Origin of the sequence: Marinobacter sp. JSM 1782161, from assembly GCF_011421605.1 — a bacterium.
GTDB classification, from domain to species: Bacteria; Pseudomonadota; Gammaproteobacteria; order Pseudomonadales; family Oleiphilaceae; genus Marinobacter_A; species Marinobacter_A bohaiensis.
The window spans coordinates 272,985-292,236 of sequence record NZ_WSSA01000003.1; the positions used below are offsets into that span (position 1 = coordinate 272,985).

The 19,252-nt window shown below is 64.4% G+C and carries 17 protein-coding genes; 8 read left to right on the plus strand and 9 right to left on the minus strand.

What is annotated here, in order from left to right; genetic code table 11:
* Positions 1-217: 217 nt before the first annotated feature.
* Positions 218-2,833 carry a DNA mismatch repair protein MutS gene (gene mutS, locus GQB00_RS14065; RefSeq protein ID WP_165856803.1) on the plus strand — a complete coding sequence of 872 codons (2,616 nt, stop codon included), beginning with the start codon at positions 218-220 and terminating at the stop codon, positions 2,831-2,833.
* 205 nt (positions 2,834-3,038) lie between these two features.
* Positions 3,039-3,362, plus strand: coding sequence for a ferredoxin FdxA (gene fdxA, locus GQB00_RS14070; protein ID WP_111497833.1), 324 nt, complete (start codon positions 3,039-3,041; stop codon positions 3,360-3,362).
* A gap of 319 nt (positions 3,363-3,681) precedes the next feature.
* Here fdxA and GQB00_RS14075 read toward each other — a convergent pair whose 3' ends face one another.
* The 4 genes from GQB00_RS14075 to GQB00_RS14090 all read right to left on the minus strand — a co-directional run bounded on the left by GQB00_RS14075 (position 3,682) and on the right by GQB00_RS14090 (position 7,514).
* On the minus strand, positions 3,682-4,329 hold the full coding sequence (locus GQB00_RS14075) for a LysE family translocator (RefSeq protein ID WP_111497834.1): 648 nt from the start codon (positions 4,327-4,329) through the stop codon (positions 3,682-3,684).
* A gap of 37 nt (positions 4,330-4,366) precedes the next feature.
* Positions 4,367-5,395 (minus strand): hypothetical protein, encoded by a 1,029-nt coding sequence (locus GQB00_RS14080; protein ID WP_165856804.1) that lies wholly within the window; start codon positions 5,393-5,395, stop codon positions 4,367-4,369.
* Positions 5,396-5,524: 129 nt separating this feature from the next.
* Positions 5,525-6,475, minus strand: a complete 951-nt coding sequence (locus GQB00_RS14085; RefSeq protein ID WP_165856805.1) for a DegV family protein — start codon at positions 6,473-6,475, stop codon at positions 5,525-5,527.
* Positions 6,476-6,641: 166 nt separating this feature from the next.
* A complete protein-coding gene (locus tag GQB00_RS14090; RefSeq protein WP_165856806.1) occupies positions 6,642-7,514 on the minus strand; it encodes a metal-dependent hydrolase in 873 nt (290 codons plus the stop codon).
* Between the two features lie 288 nt (positions 7,515-7,802).
* Between GQB00_RS14090 and GQB00_RS14095 the strand changes: the two genes are divergently transcribed.
* The gene (locus tag GQB00_RS14095) at positions 7,803-8,561 is read left to right on the plus strand and encodes an SDR family NAD(P)-dependent oxidoreductase (RefSeq protein ID WP_111497838.1); all 759 of its coding nucleotides are present in this window, start codon (positions 7,803-7,805) and stop codon (positions 8,559-8,561) included.
* A gap of 12 nt (positions 8,562-8,573) precedes the next feature.
* Positions 8,574-9,299 carry an SGNH/GDSL hydrolase family protein gene (locus GQB00_RS14100; protein WP_165856807.1) on the plus strand — a complete coding sequence of 242 codons (726 nt, stop codon included), beginning with the start codon at positions 8,574-8,576 and terminating at the stop codon, positions 9,297-9,299.
* Positions 9,300-9,323: 24 nt separating this feature from the next.
* Here the strand turns inward: GQB00_RS14100 and GQB00_RS14105 are convergent, their stop codons facing one another.
* A complete protein-coding gene (locus GQB00_RS14105) occupies positions 9,324-10,730 on the minus strand; it encodes a PLP-dependent aminotransferase family protein (protein WP_111497840.1) in 1,407 nt (468 codons plus the stop codon).
* Positions 10,731-10,966: 236 nt separating this feature from the next.
* On the opposite strand from GQB00_RS14105, the gene GQB00_RS14110 reads away from it, so the two are divergent.
* From GQB00_RS14110 to GQB00_RS14120, 3 genes are all read left to right on the plus strand, one after another.
* A complete protein-coding gene (locus GQB00_RS14110) occupies positions 10,967-11,233 on the plus strand; it encodes a hypothetical protein (RefSeq protein ID WP_162628867.1) in 267 nt (88 codons plus the stop codon).
* Positions 11,230-12,042 (plus strand): PhzF family phenazine biosynthesis protein, encoded by an 813-nt coding sequence (locus GQB00_RS14115; RefSeq protein ID WP_111497842.1) that lies wholly within the window; start codon positions 11,230-11,232, stop codon positions 12,040-12,042. Before GQB00_RS14110 ends, GQB00_RS14115 begins: the two co-directional genes overlap by 4 nt.
* Positions 12,043-12,176: 134 nt before the next feature.
* On the plus strand, positions 12,177-13,232 hold the full coding sequence (locus GQB00_RS14120) for an NAD(P)-dependent alcohol dehydrogenase (protein ID WP_165856808.1): 1,056 nt from the start codon (positions 12,177-12,179) through the stop codon (positions 13,230-13,232).
* 52 nt (positions 13,233-13,284) lie between these two features.
* On the opposite strand, the gene GQB00_RS14125 is transcribed toward GQB00_RS14120, so the two are convergent.
* Positions 13,285-14,232, minus strand: coding sequence for a pirin family protein (locus GQB00_RS14125; RefSeq protein ID WP_111497844.1), 948 nt, complete (start codon positions 14,230-14,232; stop codon positions 13,285-13,287).
* A 141-nt stretch (positions 14,233-14,373) separates the two neighbouring features.
* Between GQB00_RS14125 and GQB00_RS14130 the strand changes: the two genes are divergently transcribed.
* Positions 14,374-15,555: an NAD(P)/FAD-dependent oxidoreductase gene (locus GQB00_RS14130; protein ID WP_165856809.1), complete on the plus strand. Its 1,182-nt coding sequence runs from the start codon at positions 14,374-14,376 to the stop codon at positions 15,553-15,555.
* A 7-nt stretch (positions 15,556-15,562) separates the two neighbouring features.
* Here the strand turns inward: GQB00_RS14130 and GQB00_RS14135 are convergent, their stop codons facing one another.
* From GQB00_RS14135 to GQB00_RS14145, 3 genes are all read right to left on the minus strand, one after another.
* On the minus strand, positions 15,563-16,786 hold the full coding sequence (locus tag GQB00_RS14135; protein ID WP_165856810.1) for an MFS transporter: 1,224 nt from the start codon (positions 16,784-16,786) through the stop codon (positions 15,563-15,565).
* A gap of 127 nt (positions 16,787-16,913) precedes the next feature.
* Positions 16,914-17,978 (minus strand): NAD(P)H-dependent flavin oxidoreductase, encoded by a 1,065-nt coding sequence (locus GQB00_RS14140; protein ID WP_165857100.1) that lies wholly within the window; start codon positions 17,976-17,978, stop codon positions 16,914-16,916.
* 238 nt (positions 17,979-18,216) lie between these two features.
* A complete protein-coding gene (locus GQB00_RS14145) occupies positions 18,217-19,191 on the minus strand; it encodes an acyl-ACP desaturase (RefSeq protein ID WP_207950797.1) in 975 nt (324 codons plus the stop codon).
* Positions 19,192-19,252: the final 61 nt, after the last annotated feature.

Consider the following 19,252-nt stretch of genomic DNA (forward strand, 5'->3'; position numbering starts at 1 on the left):
GTATCAACCCGAAAACCCAAGCAATCCAGCAAGGCCAGTGCCACTTCGCGACGCCGTTTACTTTTTGTCCGCTGACTTAAGATTAGCCCCGGATACAGATCCTGTGAACTAGCACCTGTCGCCCGGCCAGACAGAACCGCCGACAGGCACATTTCATCGCCTCCCGGTTTTTCTTACAATGGCCCGCTTCAGCTCACCGCCAGGAAATGGATGCCGAATGTCAGTCGCCCCCACTGAACTCACCAAGCACACCCCGATGATGCAGCAGTACCTCAAGATCAAGGTGGAACACCCCAACGAGCTGGTGTTCTATCGCATGGGGGACTTCTACGAGCTGTTCTATGAGGACGCCAAGAAGGCGGCGGAGTTTCTCGACATCACCCTCACGGCCCGCGGCCAGTCCGGCGGCCAGCCGATTCCCATGGCCGGCGTGCCCTATCATTCGGCAGAAGGTTACATCGCGCGCCTGGTCCGGGCGGGTCAGTCCATTGCCATCTGCGAGCAGATCGGCGATCCGGCCACCAGCAAGGGGCCGGTGGAACGCAAAGTGGTGCGCATCGTCACACCGGGGACGCTGAGTGACGAGGCCTTCCTGGAAGATCGCCGCGACAACCTGCTGGTGGCCCTGTTCAGTCACCGCGAGGAATTCGGCCTGGCGACGCTGGATATTTCCAGTGGCCGCTTCTCCGTGGCGGAATTCAGCGGCACTGAATCCCTGCAGGGCGAACTGCAGCGTCTGCGTCCGGCGGAAATCCTGATCAGCGAGGATTTCCCGTTCGAAGACCTGCTGGAGGGCTTCACCGGCATCCGCCGCCAGGGGCCCTGGCTGTTCGAGCGTGACACCGCCCACCGCCTGCTGACCCAGCAGCTGCAGGTGCGCGATCTCACCGGTTTCGGCTGCGACGACCTGTCCCTGGCCATTTCCGCCGCGGGCTGCCTGTTGCAATACGCCCGCGAGACCCAGCGCACGGCCCTGCCGCACATCCGCAAGCTGTCCCGGGAGCGGCGCGAGGATTCAATCATCCTGGACGCCGCCAGTCGCCGGAACCTGGAAATCGACACCAACCTCACCGGCGGCACCCAGTACACCCTGGCCTGGGTCATGGACCGCACCGCCACCGCCATGGGCGGGCGCCAGATCCGGCGCTGGCTCAACCGGCCGCTGCGCGACGTGGCCACCGTGCGCGAGCGCCAGGCCGCGGTGTCCGCCCTGCTCGACGGTTTCCATTACGAGCCGCTGCACGACCTGCTCAAATCGGTCGGTGACATTGAGCGCATCCTGTCCCGCGTCGCCCTGCGCTCGGCCCGACCACGCGACCTGGCGCGCCTGCGCGACGCCTTCAAGCTGCTGCCGGAACTGCAGGACGTGCTCGGGGACGTCGCCTCCGACCGCATCGCCAGCCTGCGCGAGACCGCCGGCACCTACCCGGAGCTGGCCGACCTGCTGACCCGCGCGGTCATCGACAATCCGCCGGTGGTGATCCGTGACGGCGGCGTGATCGCCGAAGGCTACGACGAGGAACTGGACGACCTGCGCAACATCAGCGAGAACGCCGGCCAGTTCCTGCTGGACGTGGAAACCCGCGAGAAGGAACGCACCGGCATCAGCACGCTCAAGGTGGGCTACAACCGGGTCCACGGCTACTACATCGAGATCAGCCGCGCCCAGTCCGACCAGGCGCCGGTGGATTACATCCGCCGCCAGACCCTGAAGAACGCCGAGCGTTTCATCACACCCGAGCTGAAGGAATTCGAGGACAAGGCGCTGAGCGCCAAGAGCCGCGCCCTGGCCCGGGAAAAAGGCCTCTACGACGAGCTGCTGGAAACCCTGGCCGAACAGCTGGCGCCGCTGCAGGACACCGCCCAGGCCCTGGCCGAGCTGGACGTGCTGAGCAACTTCGCCGAACGCGCCACCACGCTGCGTTTGAACCCGCCGGAATTCTCCGGCGAGCCGGGGCTGGACGTGCAGGCCGGGCGTCACCCGGTGGTGGAACAGCTGCTGGATGAGCCGTTCGTACCCAACGACCTGCTGATCGACAACGAGCGCCGCATGCTGGTCATCACCGGCCCCAACATGGGCGGTAAGTCCACCTACATGCGCCAGGCGGCACTGATCGCCCTGCTGGCCTACACCGGCAGCTTCGTCCCGGCGGATCGGGCAGTGGTCGGCCCGGTGGATCGCATCTTCACCCGCATGGGCTCCTCCGACGACATCGCCGGCGGCCGCTCCACCTTCATGGTGGAGATGACCGAGACCGCCAATATCCTGCACAACGCCACCGAAAGCAGCCTGGTGCTGATGGACGAGATCGGTCGCGGCACCAGCACCTTCGACGGTCTGTCCCTGGCCTGGGCCACTGCCGAACAGCTGGCCCAGAAGGTACGCTGCTACACCCTGTTCGCCACCCACTATTTCGAGCTCACGCAGCTGGCCGACCAGCTCAAGCACGCGGTGAACGTGCACCTGACGGCGACCGAGCACGACGACAGCATCGTCTTCCTGCACACCGTCCACGACGGTCCCGCCAGCCAGAGCTATGGTCTGCAGGTGGCCCAACTGGCCGGCGTGCCGGGCGACGTGATCAGCAACGCCAAGCAACAGCTGCAGCGACTCGAAGGCACCGCAACCCCCGCCGCGTCCAGCCCGGCGCCAGTCCAGCCCCGACCAGCGGCACGGGAGCCGGAGGCGGGCAGCTTCCAGGGCGACATGTTTTCCGGCTTTGCGCCCAGCGAAGTCGAGCAGGCGTTGGAGGAACTTGATCTGGATGATCTCACGCCGCGGGAAGCGCTCAATCGCCTTTATGAACTCAAGACCTTAATGCAACGCAACTGAGCAACATAAGGTTATAATAAATGAGCCTTTCGGGAGCCCGCCCACGCGCTTGCTACTTCGCGGGGCGCTCCCTACAATACCGCCCTCGCAAGATAAATAACGGTCAGCAGCCTGGTGTTCTGGACGCCGGAGCGAGAAACTGACCTATGGCGCGCGTCACGCTTCGCCAACTGATGAGATAGATCAAGAAACCAGGGATACCAACATGGCATTTGTCGTTACCGATAACTGCATCAAGTGCAAATACACCGACTGCGTGGAAGTCTGCCCGGTAGACTGCTTCTACGAAGGCCCGAACTTCCTGGTCATCGACCCGGACGAGTGCATCGACTGCGCCCTGTGTGAGCCCGAGTGCCCGGCGGAAGCGATTTTCTCGGAAGACGAGCTGCCGGCAGGCCAGGAAAAGTACATCGAAATCAATGCCGAGCTCGCCGGCAAGTGGGAAAATATCACGGAAAAGAAAGATCCCCTCCCCGATGCGGCCGAGTGGGATGGCAAGCCGGACAAGTTCCAGTACCTGGAAAAATAAGGCGCCTGCCGGGTTCGACCCGCGCTCGAACAAAAAAGGGAAGCTGTCTGGCAGCTTCCCTTTTTTGCGTCTGACGCCTTTGAAAATTGGGCGCTCAACGGGCCATTGTGACCAGTCTACGGATAAGGCGGCGGTCGCCCCTGGGGCGACTCGGAAACTGAAGTTTCCGCTACATCGACTCCCCGGAAACGAGAGTCGGATAGACAACGCTTGGCTCTCCCTTCGAGTACCGGCGAACGCCAGACCCTGTACCCGAAGCTTTTAGCTTCGGAGGGCCCTCCAGGGCCCCGGACAATGCCCCAATACGCCAAGATTCACATCAAGGCTGCGTCACCGCCAGCTTCGCCCCCAGCGCCACAAACACACCGCCCGTCAGCCCATGCAGCAACCGCTTGAGCCGGGGCTTCGCGCCCCAGCGGCGTGAACGCACAATCATCACCGCCACCAACGTCTGCCACACCATGGCAATCACGAAATGCACCGCCGCCAGCAGGATCGACTGGGTAAACGCGGCACCGGCCGGATCGATGAACTGCGGCAGGAAGGCCATGTAGAACAGGGCGGTCTTGGGGTTGAGCACGTTGGACAGCACGCCCTCGCGCAGCGAACGCATGGGCCGGTAGCCGCCCTCGCCCACGGATTCGACCCGCGGCATGGGCGATCCGGAACCGGAGGCCCGCCAGGCCTGGCGCAGGCTCATCAGCCCCAGCCAGACGAGATACAGGGCACCCAGCCATTTGAGCCCGGTAAACGCCCAGGCGGTCTGCAACAGGATCAGGGAGATGCCGACCGCCGACAGGGTGGCGTGTACGAACAGCCCGCTACAGATGCCCAGACTGCTCACCACGCCATCGCGCAGGCCGCCGCGGGCGGTGTTACGCATCACCACCAGGGTGTCGACCCCGGGTGTCACGGTCAGCAGGGAAATGGCCACCAGGTAGGCCCAGAAGAGATCGGCGCTTGGCATTGCAACATCCTCGGCAGCACGCCGGGACCCGGCGGCTTCAGCTTTCCAACAGTTTCTTCGCCGCCGCCGAGCGGTAGAACGGAGCCAGGCGGCGACGCAACAGCCCCTCAAGATAACCGGACTGGCGCAACAGATCGAGTGTCGGCTGGGCAAAGGCGTCCACTTCGGCCATGACCACCGCCGGCGTCACCCCCACGTCGCCCAGCAACGTCGCCAGGGGTTCGTCGCCGTACTTGGCGAACAGGTGCGCGACCACCGCCTGGTAACACCCTTCAAAATAAGTCGTCTTGCGGAAACTCAACCAGAATTCGTAGCCCAGCACCACGAATTCCTGCAGCTCCAGGTCGCCCAGGCCGTTCTGCAGCTCCGACAGGGAACGGTCTTCGACGCCGTTCCAGGCGGCCATGATGGTGTCGCGCAGCTCGTCGTCGGACAACGCCCGCAGCAGGAACTGCTCGGAGCGCTGCAACAGGCCCGGCAGGCTGTCGCTGAGCCAGGACTTGATGCGCTTCTCGAAGGTCTCGTCGATACCCGGCACGGCGCGGGTCGCCACGCGCTTGCCGAATTTCATCATCGAGCCCACGCCCGGCACATTGCGGGAAATCAGATTGTCTTCGTACAGGTAATTGACCAGGCCGTGATAGACGAGGTTCGACACCAGCTCCTGATACACCGGGTGCGCCATGATCTCGCCGATCAGCCGTTCGCGATGCTCGCGCAGCTGCAGGAACTCCTCGACGAAGGCGGCCGCCTGGTCGCGGCTCAGGATTTCGCGCAGTTCGGTCTCGGACTGGACCGGCGCCGACAGCACCTGGCTGGCCATTTCCCCCGCCAGTTCCGGGATACCGGCGTCCAGCTCCATGTTCACCACCAGCCGCTGGATCACGCCCAGGATCTGGTCCTCGCTGACGGCCTCGTTCAGCGTCACCGAGTCGGCCAGCTCGAACAGCCGGTCCACCTCGCCGGCGACGAACTTACGCAATTTCGCGCCTTTCAGGGCGGACAGTTCGTGTTTGATATGGGCTTCCAGCAGTTGGTCGGCCAGGCTGTTCGGTTGATCTGCCATGATGGTGTGCGTCCGCGGTCGGGAAATGGAGTCAGGCGAGCGTAACACGACGGAGGCCCCGGCGGGTTTGCCCCGCCGGCTCCGGGAAGCAGCCAATCCGGTCAGTCAGACGCCGGCCCGGGCGGGCGACTACTGGTGATCGAAGAAGTTGTGGTCCTCGGCCGCCAGCGACAGGCACAGGCTGCCCGGCCCGAGGTAAATGCTGCTGGTGATGCCCATCTGCGAGATGAGCAGCTCGACCTTGTGCTCGGCACAGGTCTCACGCAGGCGATCCAGTCCCGGCAGCGCCTCGATCTCTTCCCAGGAAAAACCGCAGGACAGCACCACGTATGGCGTCAGCAGGCCGGCCTTGACGCGGCTGTCGGCGTAGTTGATCACCTTCTCCGCGGCGCTGTTGAAGTTGAGCGTCTTGGCCACCGGCGCCGGTTCCGAATTGCGGCTCATCAGCACCGGGGTGACGTTCAACGCCTTGCCCAGGAAGGCCACCACCGCCGAGATGCTCTTATCACCGCGGCGACGGGCGCGTTCGCGGAGGTAATGCAGGTCACGGGGAATCGCGCAGGTGTAGATCCGGTCGGTGAAGGCTTCCACCTGCTGGCGCAGCTCGTTCTTGCCCAGTCCCTCCCGGATCAACCGCAGGGTGTGGGCGGCCAGCAGCCCCTGGCCAGAGAACAGCTGCTTGCTGTCGATCACGCGCATGGAGAACTTGCCGTCCCGCCCGGCCGCTTCGCGCACCGGCTGGTAGTGGGACATGACGCTGTTCATGGCCTCGGTGGCATTCTGGTAAACCAGACTGCGCGAACGGGTGACCGTCTCGCAGATGGCCACGTCGTACTCGGTCACGATGCGCTCGAGGAACAGATCGTGGATCTGTTGGGGGCTGTAGGCCTCGGTCTCGGCGTGATGCCCTTTCTGCAGCAGGCCGCTGTCGTAGAAACGGGCGGTGGTTTCCGGGCTGTGGTCATCGACGTAGGTTTGTCCGTCGATCTTCGCCGTGACCGGCAGGATGAAAATATCGTTGTTGCGGGAAAAGTCGTACGGCAGATCACAGGCCGAATCGACAATCAGACCAACTCGCATGTTGCTTCTCCACTTGCCCCCTGCGTCGACATCGCCGGCGGAGAGGGCTTGTTATGTTTTTTTGTGGGACACCCTGGCAGGCGTCTCAGGCGCCATGAATGGATCACGACGCTGCTATGAGACCTATATCACAGTTTGCCTCGGGCAACTGTAAACTCCTGCAAAGTCAGGCAGTTCGGCTGGTTTCCGGGGTGGCGGCGGCGTAGGACGCTTCCAGCTCCTGCAGGTTCTCCCGCAGCAGCGCCCGGTTGTCCTGCTGCCACGGCTGAAAACCGGTACGGAAATAGGCCAGAAAATCCGGCAGGCAGCGACGTATCACGCCGGGCCGCCCCCACAGGAAATTCAGGCCATCGAGCCAGGTGCGCAGGCTCCACAGCTTGCCTTCACTGCGCAGCATGCTGCAGGTGTTGAGGAAGGTGTACTTGAAGAAGTTGTAGGTGACGAACAGGAACACCACCTTGCGCAGCCGTTCGTTGCCGACGCAGTGGCGATACACGTCAAAGGCAACGGCCTTGTGCTCGGTTTCCTCAATGGCGTGCCAGCGCCACAGCGCGCGCATCGTCGGTGACGCGCCGGCCATCCACTGCGGATGCGCCAGGATCGCATTCGCCAGCACGGCGGTATAGTGCTCCGCACCGCAGGTACCGGCCAGTTGCCGGGAAGGCGATAGCTTCTTCACCCACGCCATGTGGCGGCGGAAGCGGGTATCGAGGCGGTCGATGTCGTAGCCGCGCACCTTGAGCCCTTCGTTATAGGCCCGATGCTCGCGGCCGTGCAGCGCTTCCTGGCCAATGAAACCGCGCACTTCGCGCTGGAGCTTGGGATCGTCGATGCGGTCCCGGTAGAGGCGCACCGAGTCGATGAACTGCTGCTCGCCGTCCGGAAACTGGAGCGACAGCGCATTGAAGAAAGCGGTGCGGAACAGGTTGTTGCCGTGCCAGAGTTGCCGGAGCTCACCGCTCACGTCGAAGCTGACGTGGCGCGGCGCGACATCGATATCGGCCGGGGTGGAGCTGGCTGACGTCGTGCTGACGGTCATGTGACCTCCTTCCGGCGCATCTTGTTGTTTTGGGCGCCTGGTTGATGAGGATGATCCGATTAAAGCAACTGCTTCAATACTGCTTAATAATACGGCAACGTCCGTCGGATTGCCCAGCATCACGGGCCCGATCACCGGTCCGATCGGGCCAATTCACTCGCCACCGCATCTTGCGGCGGCGATTGCCATTTACCAAATACCAGTACAAACTCAAGAACTTAATAAGCAACAACATGTTTTATCAGGTGGCCGACCAGCGCCACACCGGACAACGGAAGAGGCGTGACAATGGAGATTGACCAGTCGGTCATTGTGGTTACCGGCGGCTCATCGGGCCTGGGCGCGGCCACCGTCCGCCACCTGGCGTACCTCGGGGCGCGGGTGGCCATCCTGGCGCGAGGGGAAGAGCGCGCCCGGCAGCTGGCCAGCGACGTCGGCGGCATCGCCGTTCCCTGCGACGTGCGCGATCCCCGGCAGACCGAGAGGGCCTACCACCGGGTCCGGGACGAACTCGGGCCCATGGCGGCAGTCATCAACTGCGCCGGCGTCGGCACGGCGGAGAAAATCCTGCGCAAGGGCGAAGCGATGGCCCTGGAGCGTTTCAGCGGTGTCGTGGAAACCAACCTGATCGGCACCTTCAACAGCCTGCGCCTGGCGGCCGCCATCATGAAAGATCGCGAACACAACGCCGACAGCGAGCGCGGGGTGATCATCAATACCGCGTCCATCGCCGCCTTCGACGGCCAGTCCAGCCAGGCCGCCTACGCCGCATCCAAGGGCGGCATCGTGGCGCTGACCCTGCCCGCCGCCCGTGAGCTGGGCGCATACGGCATTCGCGTCAACACCATCGCCCCGGGCCTGTTCGCCACACCCATGACCGAACGCCTGCCCCAGACGGTGAAAGACGGAATTGCCGGGCAATCGGCGTTTCCGGCGCGTTTCGGCCGGCCACTGGAATTTGCCCGGCTGGTCCAGCAGGTCATCGAGAATCCCATGATCAATGGCGAGACCATCCGTCTGGATGGCGGCCTGCGCATGCCGAACTGAGGAGGCCGGTCCATGCACCCGCTGCTGACAATTCCACTGCTGCCCGTACTGCTGCTGGAAGGCCGTTACGTGCGGGCGCGAACGCCCCGGCTTCCGGAAGCGGACGGGCCCCGCCAGGGCGTCGCCGGCGAGGGACCGCCGCTGAACCTGCTGATCCTGGGCGACTCGGCCGCCGCCGGCGTGGGGGCGGACACCCAGGAGCAGGCGCTGGCCGGCCAGGTTGTCCACCGCCTGGCCCGTCGCTACCGGGTGACATGGCATCTGGAAGCGAGAAACGGCAGGCGGGTTCAAGACTATCTGGGTGACGACGCGCCGCTCCCGGACGTCCGGCCGGACGTTATTGTCACCTCCCTGGGGGTCAACGACGTGGTGTCGTCGATTCCACCGCGACGCTGGCTGGGGCAGGTGGAACGCCTGATCCGCGAACTGCATGAGCGCTACCAGCCGGCCCTGATCCTGTTTACCGACGTGCCGCCGATGGATTATTTCCCCGCCCTGCCCCAGCCACTACGCCGCTATCTCGGCGATCGGGCGCGGCGGTTCAATAACGGCCTGGGAAGGCGGCTGCCGACACTGGAGCGGACCGAGCAGATCAGCGTGCTGTTCGAGAACGATCCGGACCTGATGGCCGCCGACGGCTTTCATCCCGGACCGGCCGGCTATCGGGTATGGGCCAACGAAGTGGCGGCGCGGGTGTTCGCGCATTTTCCGGTCCAGGCCCCGGCGACCGAAGCCTGACAGCGACTGCCCTGTGGTCCGGCACTACCCGCCCCGCTGGGCCACCAGCGCTCCCAGGGTGCGAATGGCCTCGTCGATCCGCTCGCTCCAGGGGTTGGCGCCATTGAGGCGGATGCAATCCTCGTACTTGTCGGTGGTGGAGAACATACGCCCCGGGGCAATGTTGATGCCCCGCTCACGCGCCGCCTGGAAGACGGCCGTCCCGGACACCCGGTTGGGCAACTGCACCCAGAGCACAAAGCCGCCCATGGGCCGACTGACCGCCGTACCTTCGGGAAAGTCGCGGATGATCGCCGAACGCAGCCGCTCGGTGGCCTCCCGGTAGCGCTGTCGCGCGGAGCGCAGATAACGGTCGTAGCCGCCCTGCTCCAGGAAATGCGCCACCGCCATTTGCGGAATCGAGCCCGTCGCCAGGTTGTTGAAGTATTTCTGCTGGCTGAGCGCGGCGAAATGCTGACCCGGTACGATCCAGCCCAGGCGCAGTCCCGGAGAGATGGTTTTGGAGAAGGAGCTGCAGTAGATGACGTTGCCGGTCTCGTCGAACGACTTGGCCGGGCGCGGCCGCTCCCCTTCAAACGGCAGGTCGCCGTAGATGTCGTCTTCGATCAGCGGCACACCGGCGTCATCCAGCAACCGCACCAGGCGCCGTTTCTGCTCGTCCGGCATGCGCACACCCAACGGGTTGCTGTGATTGGGCACCACCACGCAGGCCTTGATCGGCCATTGGTCCAGGGCCAGTTCCAGCCCTTCCAGACTCAGCCCTTCCACCGGATGGGTGGGGATTTCCAGCGCCCGCAGGCCGACCACTTCCAGCGCCTGCAGGATGCCGGGGAACGAGGGCGATTCCACTGCGACAATGTCACCGGGCCTGGTGACCGCCCGCAGCGCCAGGATGATGGCTTCCTGGGCACCGTTGGTGGCGATGATGTCCTCATGGGTGGTGACCACGCCCAGATTGGTCATACGCTGGGCGATCTGACGGCGAAACGCGTCCTTGCCCGGGAAGGCGTAGTCGAGGGTTTCCAGCCCCTGGCGCGCCGCCCAGATGGTGGCGTGCTGGATCTGGCGCATGGGCAGGAAGTCGGCGTGGGGCACCGCCGCGCCCATGGCCACCATGTTCTTGCGTTCCACCGAGCACAGGTCCAGCGCCATGTCCCGGGCCGTCACCGGGGCGGGCCGGGTTCGCGGGCGCGGCATCACCGGGATGGGTGCCTCCTGGCGCGGGACCCGGGCGTAGTAACCGCTGCGTTCACGCGCTTCGAGATAACCGCGGCTTTCCAGGGTCTGGTGAGCCTGGAGCACGGTGGAGATGCTCACCCCGAACTGGCGGCTGAGCACCCGGACGCCGGGCAATCGATCGCCCGATCGGTAGACACCATCCTTGATCAGTTGCTGGATCTGATCCGCCAGCTGTGCATAGAGAACGGACATGGCTGTGCTCCTTCCTTTCCTGAACGCCTGCCCGGCGAGGCCGCCGTTGGGGCAGTTTCCCTAACATCTTCCCAGAAGAACGGGGTGCGGGGACGGTACAGATAAGCCTTCAAGCAACCGGAACAGTTTGCCTCGCCACTACCCTGTACCGGTTCAACTTCTCAATTCCTGGATCTGTTATGGTCTCTTGGGTCTGGGGAGAATGCAAGACGGGTTCATCGGAAGAGGACAACGTCATGCGCAACGACCTGTTAGGGCTTTATGTTCACTGGGCCAGGCCCCACACCATGACGGTGGCGAACGCCTGTGATCGCCTCACCGAAGCCGGCTACATCGGCTGCATGCCGGAGGCGAATCACCGGATCCTGTGCCGCAGCGGTCAACGCATCCACCTCTACGGCGATGCGGAGCTGCTATCGTTTGCCCAGCACCCGAACGTGCGACGTCCGCTCTCCGAACCACACGCCCGATCTTTCACCATGGAGCAGGAACTTCAGACATGATTTCACTACCGCTGTACCAGGTCGACGCCTTCGCCCACCAGCCGTTTAGCGGCAATCCGGCGGCCGTCATGCCGCTCGATCACTGGCTGCCGGACGCGCAGATGCAGGCGATCGCCGGTGAGAACAACCTGTCGGAAACCGCCTTCCTCGTGCGCGAGCCGGCCGGCAGCGAGGCCGACTTCCATATCCGCTGGTTCACCCCCGGCACCGAAGTGCCCCTGTGCGGCCACGCCACCCTGGCCTCCGCCTGGGTGCTGTTCCATCGGCTGGGCTGGACGGACGAGGTCGTCCGCTTTCGCTCTTTGAGCGGCCCTCTGGCCGTCCGCCAGCTCGACAACGACTGGCTGGAACTGGATTTCCCCAGCCTGCCGTTCGATGCGATGGCGACGCCCAACCTCATCCGCGAAGCCATCCCCGGTGCGCCGGACGAGGTCTACCGGGTCAATGTCGACGCCAACTATCTGGTGGTTCTGGAGAGCGAGGCGGCGGTACGCGCGCTGAATCCGGACCTGCGTCGGCTGAAGCAGCTTGAGCGCGGCGGCGTGATCGTTACCGCGCCCGGTGACGCCGAGTCACGCGATTTCATCAGCCGTTACTTTTGCCCCGCCGACGGCATCGACGAAGACCCAGTCACCGGCTCCATCCACAGCGTGCTGACGCCGTTCTGGGCCGAGCGCCTGGGAAAAACCGAGTTGCGGGCACAACAGGTGTCCACCCGGGGCGGCGAACTGCGCTGTCGGCTGGCCGGCGATCGCGTGCGAATCGCCGGCCAGGCGGTGCCTTTCCTGGAGGGGCAGGTGAATTTCTGAGCAGGATTTGAGCCAGAACAGGCGTCCTGCAGGATCAGGCAATGATCCTGCAGGATCGTCGGTGTTCGCCGTCGGGCACGACAGGCACAGTCGAGGGGTTTCTTATTCACTCCCGTCCAGGAGGACAACCCGTTATGGCGAATACCAAGGCTTATGCCGCCCAGTCCGAAACATCGGGCGTTGCCCCATTTGGCATTGATCGCCGCGAACCCCGCCCGGACGACGTGTCCATCGAAATCGATTATTGCGGCGTCTGCCACACCGATATCCACTTCGCCGAGAACGATTGGGGCATGACCCAGTACCCGGTGGTTCCGGGCCACGAGATCGTCGGCCGCGTGACCGCCGTTGGCAGCGACGTCACCGGATTCCAGGTAGGCGACGTGGTCGGTGTCGGCTGCATGGTGGATTCCTGCCGCCAGTGTTCCGCTTGCGAAGCCGGTCTGGAGCAGTACTGCCTGGAAGGCAACACCCCCACCTACAACGGCGAGGATCGTCACGATCATTCCGTCACTTACGGCGGTTACTCCGAGCAGGTCGTGGTGAGCGAGCGTTTTGTCGTCAAGGTGCCGGAAAAACTGGATCCGGCCGCAGCGGCACCGCTGCTGTGCGCGGGCATCACCACCTATTCACCGCTGCGTCACTACGGCGTGAAAGCCGGCGACCGGGTCGGCGTCATCGGCATGGGCGGTCTGGGCCATATGGGCGTGAAGTTCGCGAAGGCCCTGGGCGCGGAAGTAACCATCTTCACCCGCTCCGATAGCAAGGTGGCCGAAGCCAAGAAGCAGGGCGCGGACCACGTCATCATCTCCACCGACGAGGAGCAGATGGCCGCTGCCGCCGAGACGTTCGATGTCATGCTCGATACCGTACCGGTCCAGCACGACCTGAACCCATACCTGAACAGCCTCAAGTTCGATGGCAAGCACATCATCGTGGGCCTGCTCGAGCCGGTGGATCCCGCACTGGAAGCGGCAGCCCTGGTCATGAAGCGCCGTGTCCTGGCGGGCTCGCTGATCGGCGGCATGCCGGAAACCCAGGAGGTGCTGGATTTCTGCGCCGAGCACGACATCACCTGCGATATCGAAATGCTCGACATCCAGAACATCAACGCCGCCTACGAGCGCATGAAGAAGGGTGACGTGAAGTACCGTTTCGTCATCGACATGCAAACACTGAAGGCGGCCTGATTCCGCCTGTCTCCGGTCGGGCGCTGCCCGACCGGAAACCTTCGCCCCGCCGTTATCCCGGTATCTTCCAGGGAATCGGCGGCGGCATCAGTTTCTCGCCGTTGTATCCCGGCACCTCCCCGAAACGCTCGCTACCGGTTTCCCACTTCAACTGGGCCCGGGCGATCTCCTCTTTCGAATAGCCCACAAAATTCCACCACATAAGAATCTCGTCTTCGACGGGTTCGCCACCGAGAAAGATCGCGCGGCCGCCGGCCGGGGCCTCGATATCGATGCGGTTACGCCCTGTGCCCAGGTACGCCAGCTGGTCGGCGCCAAAGGTTTCGCCATCCACCCGGAAGTCGCCCTCAAGCGGTAGCAGTCCGTATTCGTAATCAGGCCGGAGCGGGAGGTGGAAGGCGCCGCCCGCCGGATGATGGATGTCCATGCCAAGCAACGGCGCAAACAGCAGCGTCGGCGCGTTGTGATCCCGGAAGTGGCCGGCCAGGAGGGTCATGTCAGCGCCCTGCTCTTCCCAGCGCGGCAGGTAGGGATAGTGATCGAAGCGCGGATCGGTTTCGCGGTCGGCGTAAGGCAGGGCGATCCAGAGCTGGACGGCATGCAGCGCGCCCGAGGCCTCCACCGATTCCTCGGTGTGGGCGATGCCCCGACCGGCGGTCATCAGGTTAACCTCACCCGGGCGGATCACCTGCCTTGAGCCCAGGCTGTCCCGGTGCAGGATCTCGCCCTCGATCATCCAGGTGAAGGTCTGCAGACCGATATGAGGATGCGGTCCTACACGCATGCCGGCCTCACCAGGCTGAAGCGTTACCGGGCCGATGTGATCCAGGAAACACCAGGCGCCGATCATTCGTCGCTCCCGGGTGGGCACGGATCGGGCCACGGGAATGCCGCCCACCTCGCTGGTTCGGGCAGCCACCCGCTGGATGTCGCGGCGCCCGTCGACAGTGGGGCAGTCCCTCGACGAGGACAGCGAAGGCGTCTTCTCGATGTTGCTCATCACCGCTCCTGGGCCACGCGGGCATTTTAGCTTTTGGGCATTGATCCTGTTTTTATTATAGCCAAAGGTGGCATCGCAAGACGGGCGCGGTCGAAAACCGTATAATCCCCGGCCAGTCATTCACCCGCCAGTGTCCCGATCATGCCCGCAAACTACGATGTCATCATTATCGGCGCCGGGGCCGCTGGCCTGATGTGCGCCGCCACGGCCGGCTATCGCGGACGCCGCGTGCTGGTCATCGACCACGCCAGCAAGGCGGGCAAGAAGATCCTCATGTCCGGAGGCGGACGCTGTAACTTCACCAACCTCAACAGCACGCCGTCCAACTTTCTCTCCGCCAACCCGCACTTCTGCATTTCGGCGCTCAAACGCTACACGCCACAGCATTTCCTCGACCTGGTGGAGCGCCACGGCATCGAACACGAAGAAAAGGCGGCGGGGCAGCTGTTCTGCCGGGATTCCAGCAAGGACATCGTCAACCTGCTGCTGACCGAGTGCGAGTGGGCTGGCGCCGAGGTGCGACTGAAGACGACGGTGAACAAGGTGGAACCTCTGGCGGAAGGCTTCCGACTGAGAACCGGCAGCGGCCCGCTGGAATGCGCGTCATTGGTGATTGCATGCGGCGGGCTGTCGATCCCGACCCTCGGCGCGACCGGCTTCGGCTACGACATCGCTCGCCAGTTCGGACTGGAAGTCCTGCCCACCCGCGCCGGCCTGGTGCCCTTCACCCTGCATCCGGAACTCAAGGAACAGCTGGCGCCGCTGTCCGGCATCAGTTGCCCGGTGGACGTGCACTGCAACGGCGAACACTTCCGCGAACCCATGCTGGTGACGCATCGTGGCCTCAGTGGCCCGTCCATGCTACAAATCTCCAGTTTCTGGGAGCCCGGCGATGCGCTGGCCGTCGACCTCCTGCCCGGCGAGAATGCCGCCGAAGCGTTGATGGCACAACGCAAGGCCAGGCCCCAATCGACAGTGGCCCACTACCTGAACCAGCACCTGCCCAAGCGCTTCGCCCAGGCGTTCAACGACCTGAACGGGTGGCAGGGCCCGTTGCAGGGCTACAAGAACAGCGGCATCGAGCAGGTGGCCCAGACGCTCAATCGCTGGCACATCAAACCCGCCGGCACGGAAGGCTACCGCACTGCCGAGGTGACCCTGGGCGGCGTGGACACGCGGCAGCTGTCATCGCGCACCATGGCGGTCAACGATCGCCCCGATCTCTTCTTTATCGGCGAAGTGGTCGACGTCACCGGCCACCTGGGCGGCCACAATTTCCAATGGGCCTGGGCCTCCGGCGTCGCGGCCGGGAACGAAGCCTGACGCTGAGTCAGACCGCCGCCGGCGCCAGGTTGTCGACCCGCCGTTCACGGATTCCGGCGTGCAAGGCGACCGCCACAAGGCTCAGGGCTACACCGGCCCACCAGACTGCGTCGTAGTTGCCTGTCCGCTCGTAGATCCAGCCGCCCAGCCATACGCCGGTAAAACTGCCCAACTGGTGGCCCAGGAACACCACGCCGTAGAGCGTCGCCATGTAGCGCGTGCCGAACATGGTCGCCACCAGGCCGGTGGTGGGCGGCACCGTCGCCAGCCACAGGAACCCGGTCAGACAGCTGAACGTCAGCACCGATGCCAGCGACAGCGGCAGTACCAGAAGGGCAACGGTCACGACGCCGCGAGTGATGTAGATGAACATCAACACCCGCTTCATGGAGACGCGACCGGAAATATAGCCGGACACCATGGCCCCCACCACGTTGCATAGCCCGATCAAACCGATGGACCAGGCCGCCACATCCGGATCGAAACCGTTGTCCGTCAGGTAGCCCGGAAAATGTACGGTGATGAAAGCAAGATGGAAACCGCACACGAAGAAGCCGAGGGTTAACAGCCAGTAGGACAGATGCCCGCGAGCCAACCCGATGGTCCGCGCCATGCTGTCTTCGCCCGTGGCGCTGACGCCGGCGGAGCCGGGCTTGACCCAACGCGCCAGGGGCATGGCCAGGGCGATCATTCCCAGCGCCATCAGACCCATGACGTGCAGCGCACCGGTCCAGCCCAGCCAGTCAATGAACTGCTGCGCCAGCGGCACGATCAGGAACTGTCCCATGGAGCCGGCCGCCGTACCCACGCCCAGCACCCACTGCCGGTCGTCTTCGCTGACCGCCTTGGCCATCAGCGGTAGCACGATCCCGAAACCGGTTCCGGCGATGCCAGCGCCTACCAGAAGCCCGGCGCCCATGTGCAGCCCCCAGGGCGTCTGCACGCCCCCGGTGACCCAGAGCCCGGCGGCGTAGAGCAAAGCGCCCACCACCAACACCCGCACGTTACCGAAACGATCCGCCAGACCGCCCGCCAGGACCGCGATGAGCCCCCAGGCCAGGTTCTGGATCGCCAGTGCCAGACCGATCAGGTCCCGCCCCCAGTCGTTGGCGGCCGACATGGGTTGCACGAACAGGCCGAAACTGGCGCGAAACCCGAACGCCAGCATCAGCAGGCAGGAGCCGGCGGCAATGATAAACCAGGCCGAAGCCGGCAGGCGGGGAAAGGTCATAGGATCATCCTGGTTGTCTGGTAGGGGCGCCGCTCATCCGCAGGTGGCCAAGCCCGTAACCGTTCTTTTTTGCGGCATTCACGCGATGATAAACCGAAACGGCGATGGCCGCCTCGCTACCGGACCGCTAACCGCCGAAGGCGGACGCCCGTTCCAGCTCCTCGCCCAGTCGCACCACCAGTTCGCCCGCCGGCAACGCGCGGGCCAGGGCCGCACCCTGCCCTGCCCAGCAAGCGTCGAAGCCGGACTCGCCGTTCGCCCGCGCGGCGGCCTTGAGCGCCTTGCCGGCGGTGTAGGTGATCGGATAGTCAGGCAGCTCCGGGCCGCCGGGGCCGTCCACCTCTTTCCACCAGCGATCGACGAAGCCCCGCGCCGGGCGACCGGATATGACCGACGTGATGGCGGTACGGATGGCGGCACCCGCCTGGAAGCGGGCGCGGTAGGCGTCGTCGGCGGCCGATTCCGGCGCCAGGATAAAGGCGGTGCCCATCTGCACGCCCACGGCGCCCAGGTCCAGGGCAGCGCGAATGCCGCGCCCGTCCATGATGCCACCGGCGGCGATCACGGGCAGGCGGCATTGGGCCGCAATCAGCCGCACCAGAGGCAAGGTACCCAGATCCGGATCGCCGCGCTGGGGATCGAACACGCCGCTGTGGCCGCCGGCTTCCCGCCCCTGGGCGATGATGCCATGCAGGCCAGCGCTATGGATTTCCTGGGCCTCGAACAGACTGGTGGCCGTCGCCAGCAGAGTGATGCCGGCATCCCGCAGGGCGTCGATCCAGTCCTGCCGCGGTAGGCCGAAGTGAAAGCTGACCACCGCCGGCTGGGTCTGCAGCAGCAGATCCAGCATGGCGCGGTTTTCCAGAAAGCTGGGGTAGGGTGTTTCGAGGGACTTCGGCGGCTCCGCGCCGACGGCGTTGAACCTGGGTGCCAGGTAATCGAGCCAGGCCGACTCGCGTTCCCCATCGGGTTTGGCCGGCGCATGGCAAAACACGTTCACGTTGAAGGGGCGGCGGGTCAGACCCTCGGTCTTTTCGATCATCGCCCGCGCCTGCTCCACCGAACTGCCGCCGATGCCAATCGAACCCAGGCCGCCGGCGTTGGACACCGCAGCGGCCAGATCCGGCGTCGACACACCGACCATGGGCGCCTGGATCACCGGTTGCGAGAGACGAATACGGCCCAGGGCCATGCTGAAATCAACCACGATCAAACCTCCTGTTATCCACCGTCGGCGTACTGAAGGTCTGAAAATAACACCTGTATGCCCCCATGCGGGAGTGCGCGGTGGTTATTACGAAAATCAACGGGGTGAATGCCAGGGTAGGCCGCGGTCCGGTCAGACACTGTGGCCGCTGCGGTGGGGAGAGCAACGCGGGGAAGCCAGCATCAGGCAGCCCGGCTGATCAGGCCGGGCTGCCTGGCGGAATTCAGACCTCGAATTCCATGATCCGCTGGTTGATGAAATCGAAGGTGAAACTCTTGGAACGCATGCGGCGCTCCAGAATGTCCGCCAGTTTGTCCAGACGCTTGGGCACGGCCATCATCTTGTCCTGGGCTTCGCGGCCCGCCGCGTCCACCGGCGTCAGGTCGGCGATGCCCCAGCTGTCCAGGCACTCCTGGACGACTTTGCGGTAATCGCGCGGGCCATAGATGTTGGCGCGGTGCACCACGTCGGCCATGTCGTCGTAGCCGGCGATGTTGTGACCCGGCATGGCCAGGCGCGGCATGACTTTCAGCGCCGACTGCATGGCCTTTGTGCTGTCCACTTCCAGCAGCCCGCGGAAGGCGTCGCGATAGAAACGGAAGTGGCGGGATTCGTCTGCGGCGATGTGGCCCAGCAGACGCTGGATCACCGGATCGTACTTGGCCGCGATCTTGGCGGTGTTGGCGTGGGCGGACTGGGTGGCGCGTTCCTGCAGGCTGGTGTAGGCCAGCAGCTGGTAAGGGTCGTCGTGCCAGTCCGGGTCGAAGCCCGCTTCCAGATAGAGGTACTGGAGCTTTTCAAAGGCTTCCATATTGAACACACGGGAGTCGCGCACGTAGTCGTGCAGAGCGCAGCCATGGCGGTCTTCCTCGGCGGTCCACAGGAAGTTCCAGCGCTCCCAGGCGTTGCCGGTACCCAGATGTACCGCAATCAGGCGATGGAAATGCGGCAGCCCTTCTTCGGTCAGCAGGTTCAGGGCCAGGGAAACACGCACCGAATCCGGCAGACCGCGGGCCCGCTCCTGCAGATCCTGGATGTACTTGATCTGTTCAGCGGTCATGCCCTCACTGGCGGGCAGGAATTCGCTGGGCATCCACAGGCGCCGCTCGTCGATATGGCGCTGCATCAGTTCCTCGACCAGAGGCTCCAGCGACGCCAGGACCTCTCTCTTTTCTTGCACTTCAATCGCCGTAGCCATGTAGCTCTCCTCTCATCGAACCTTTATGTGCACATCGAATCGTACCGTGCCGCCTGCGCTG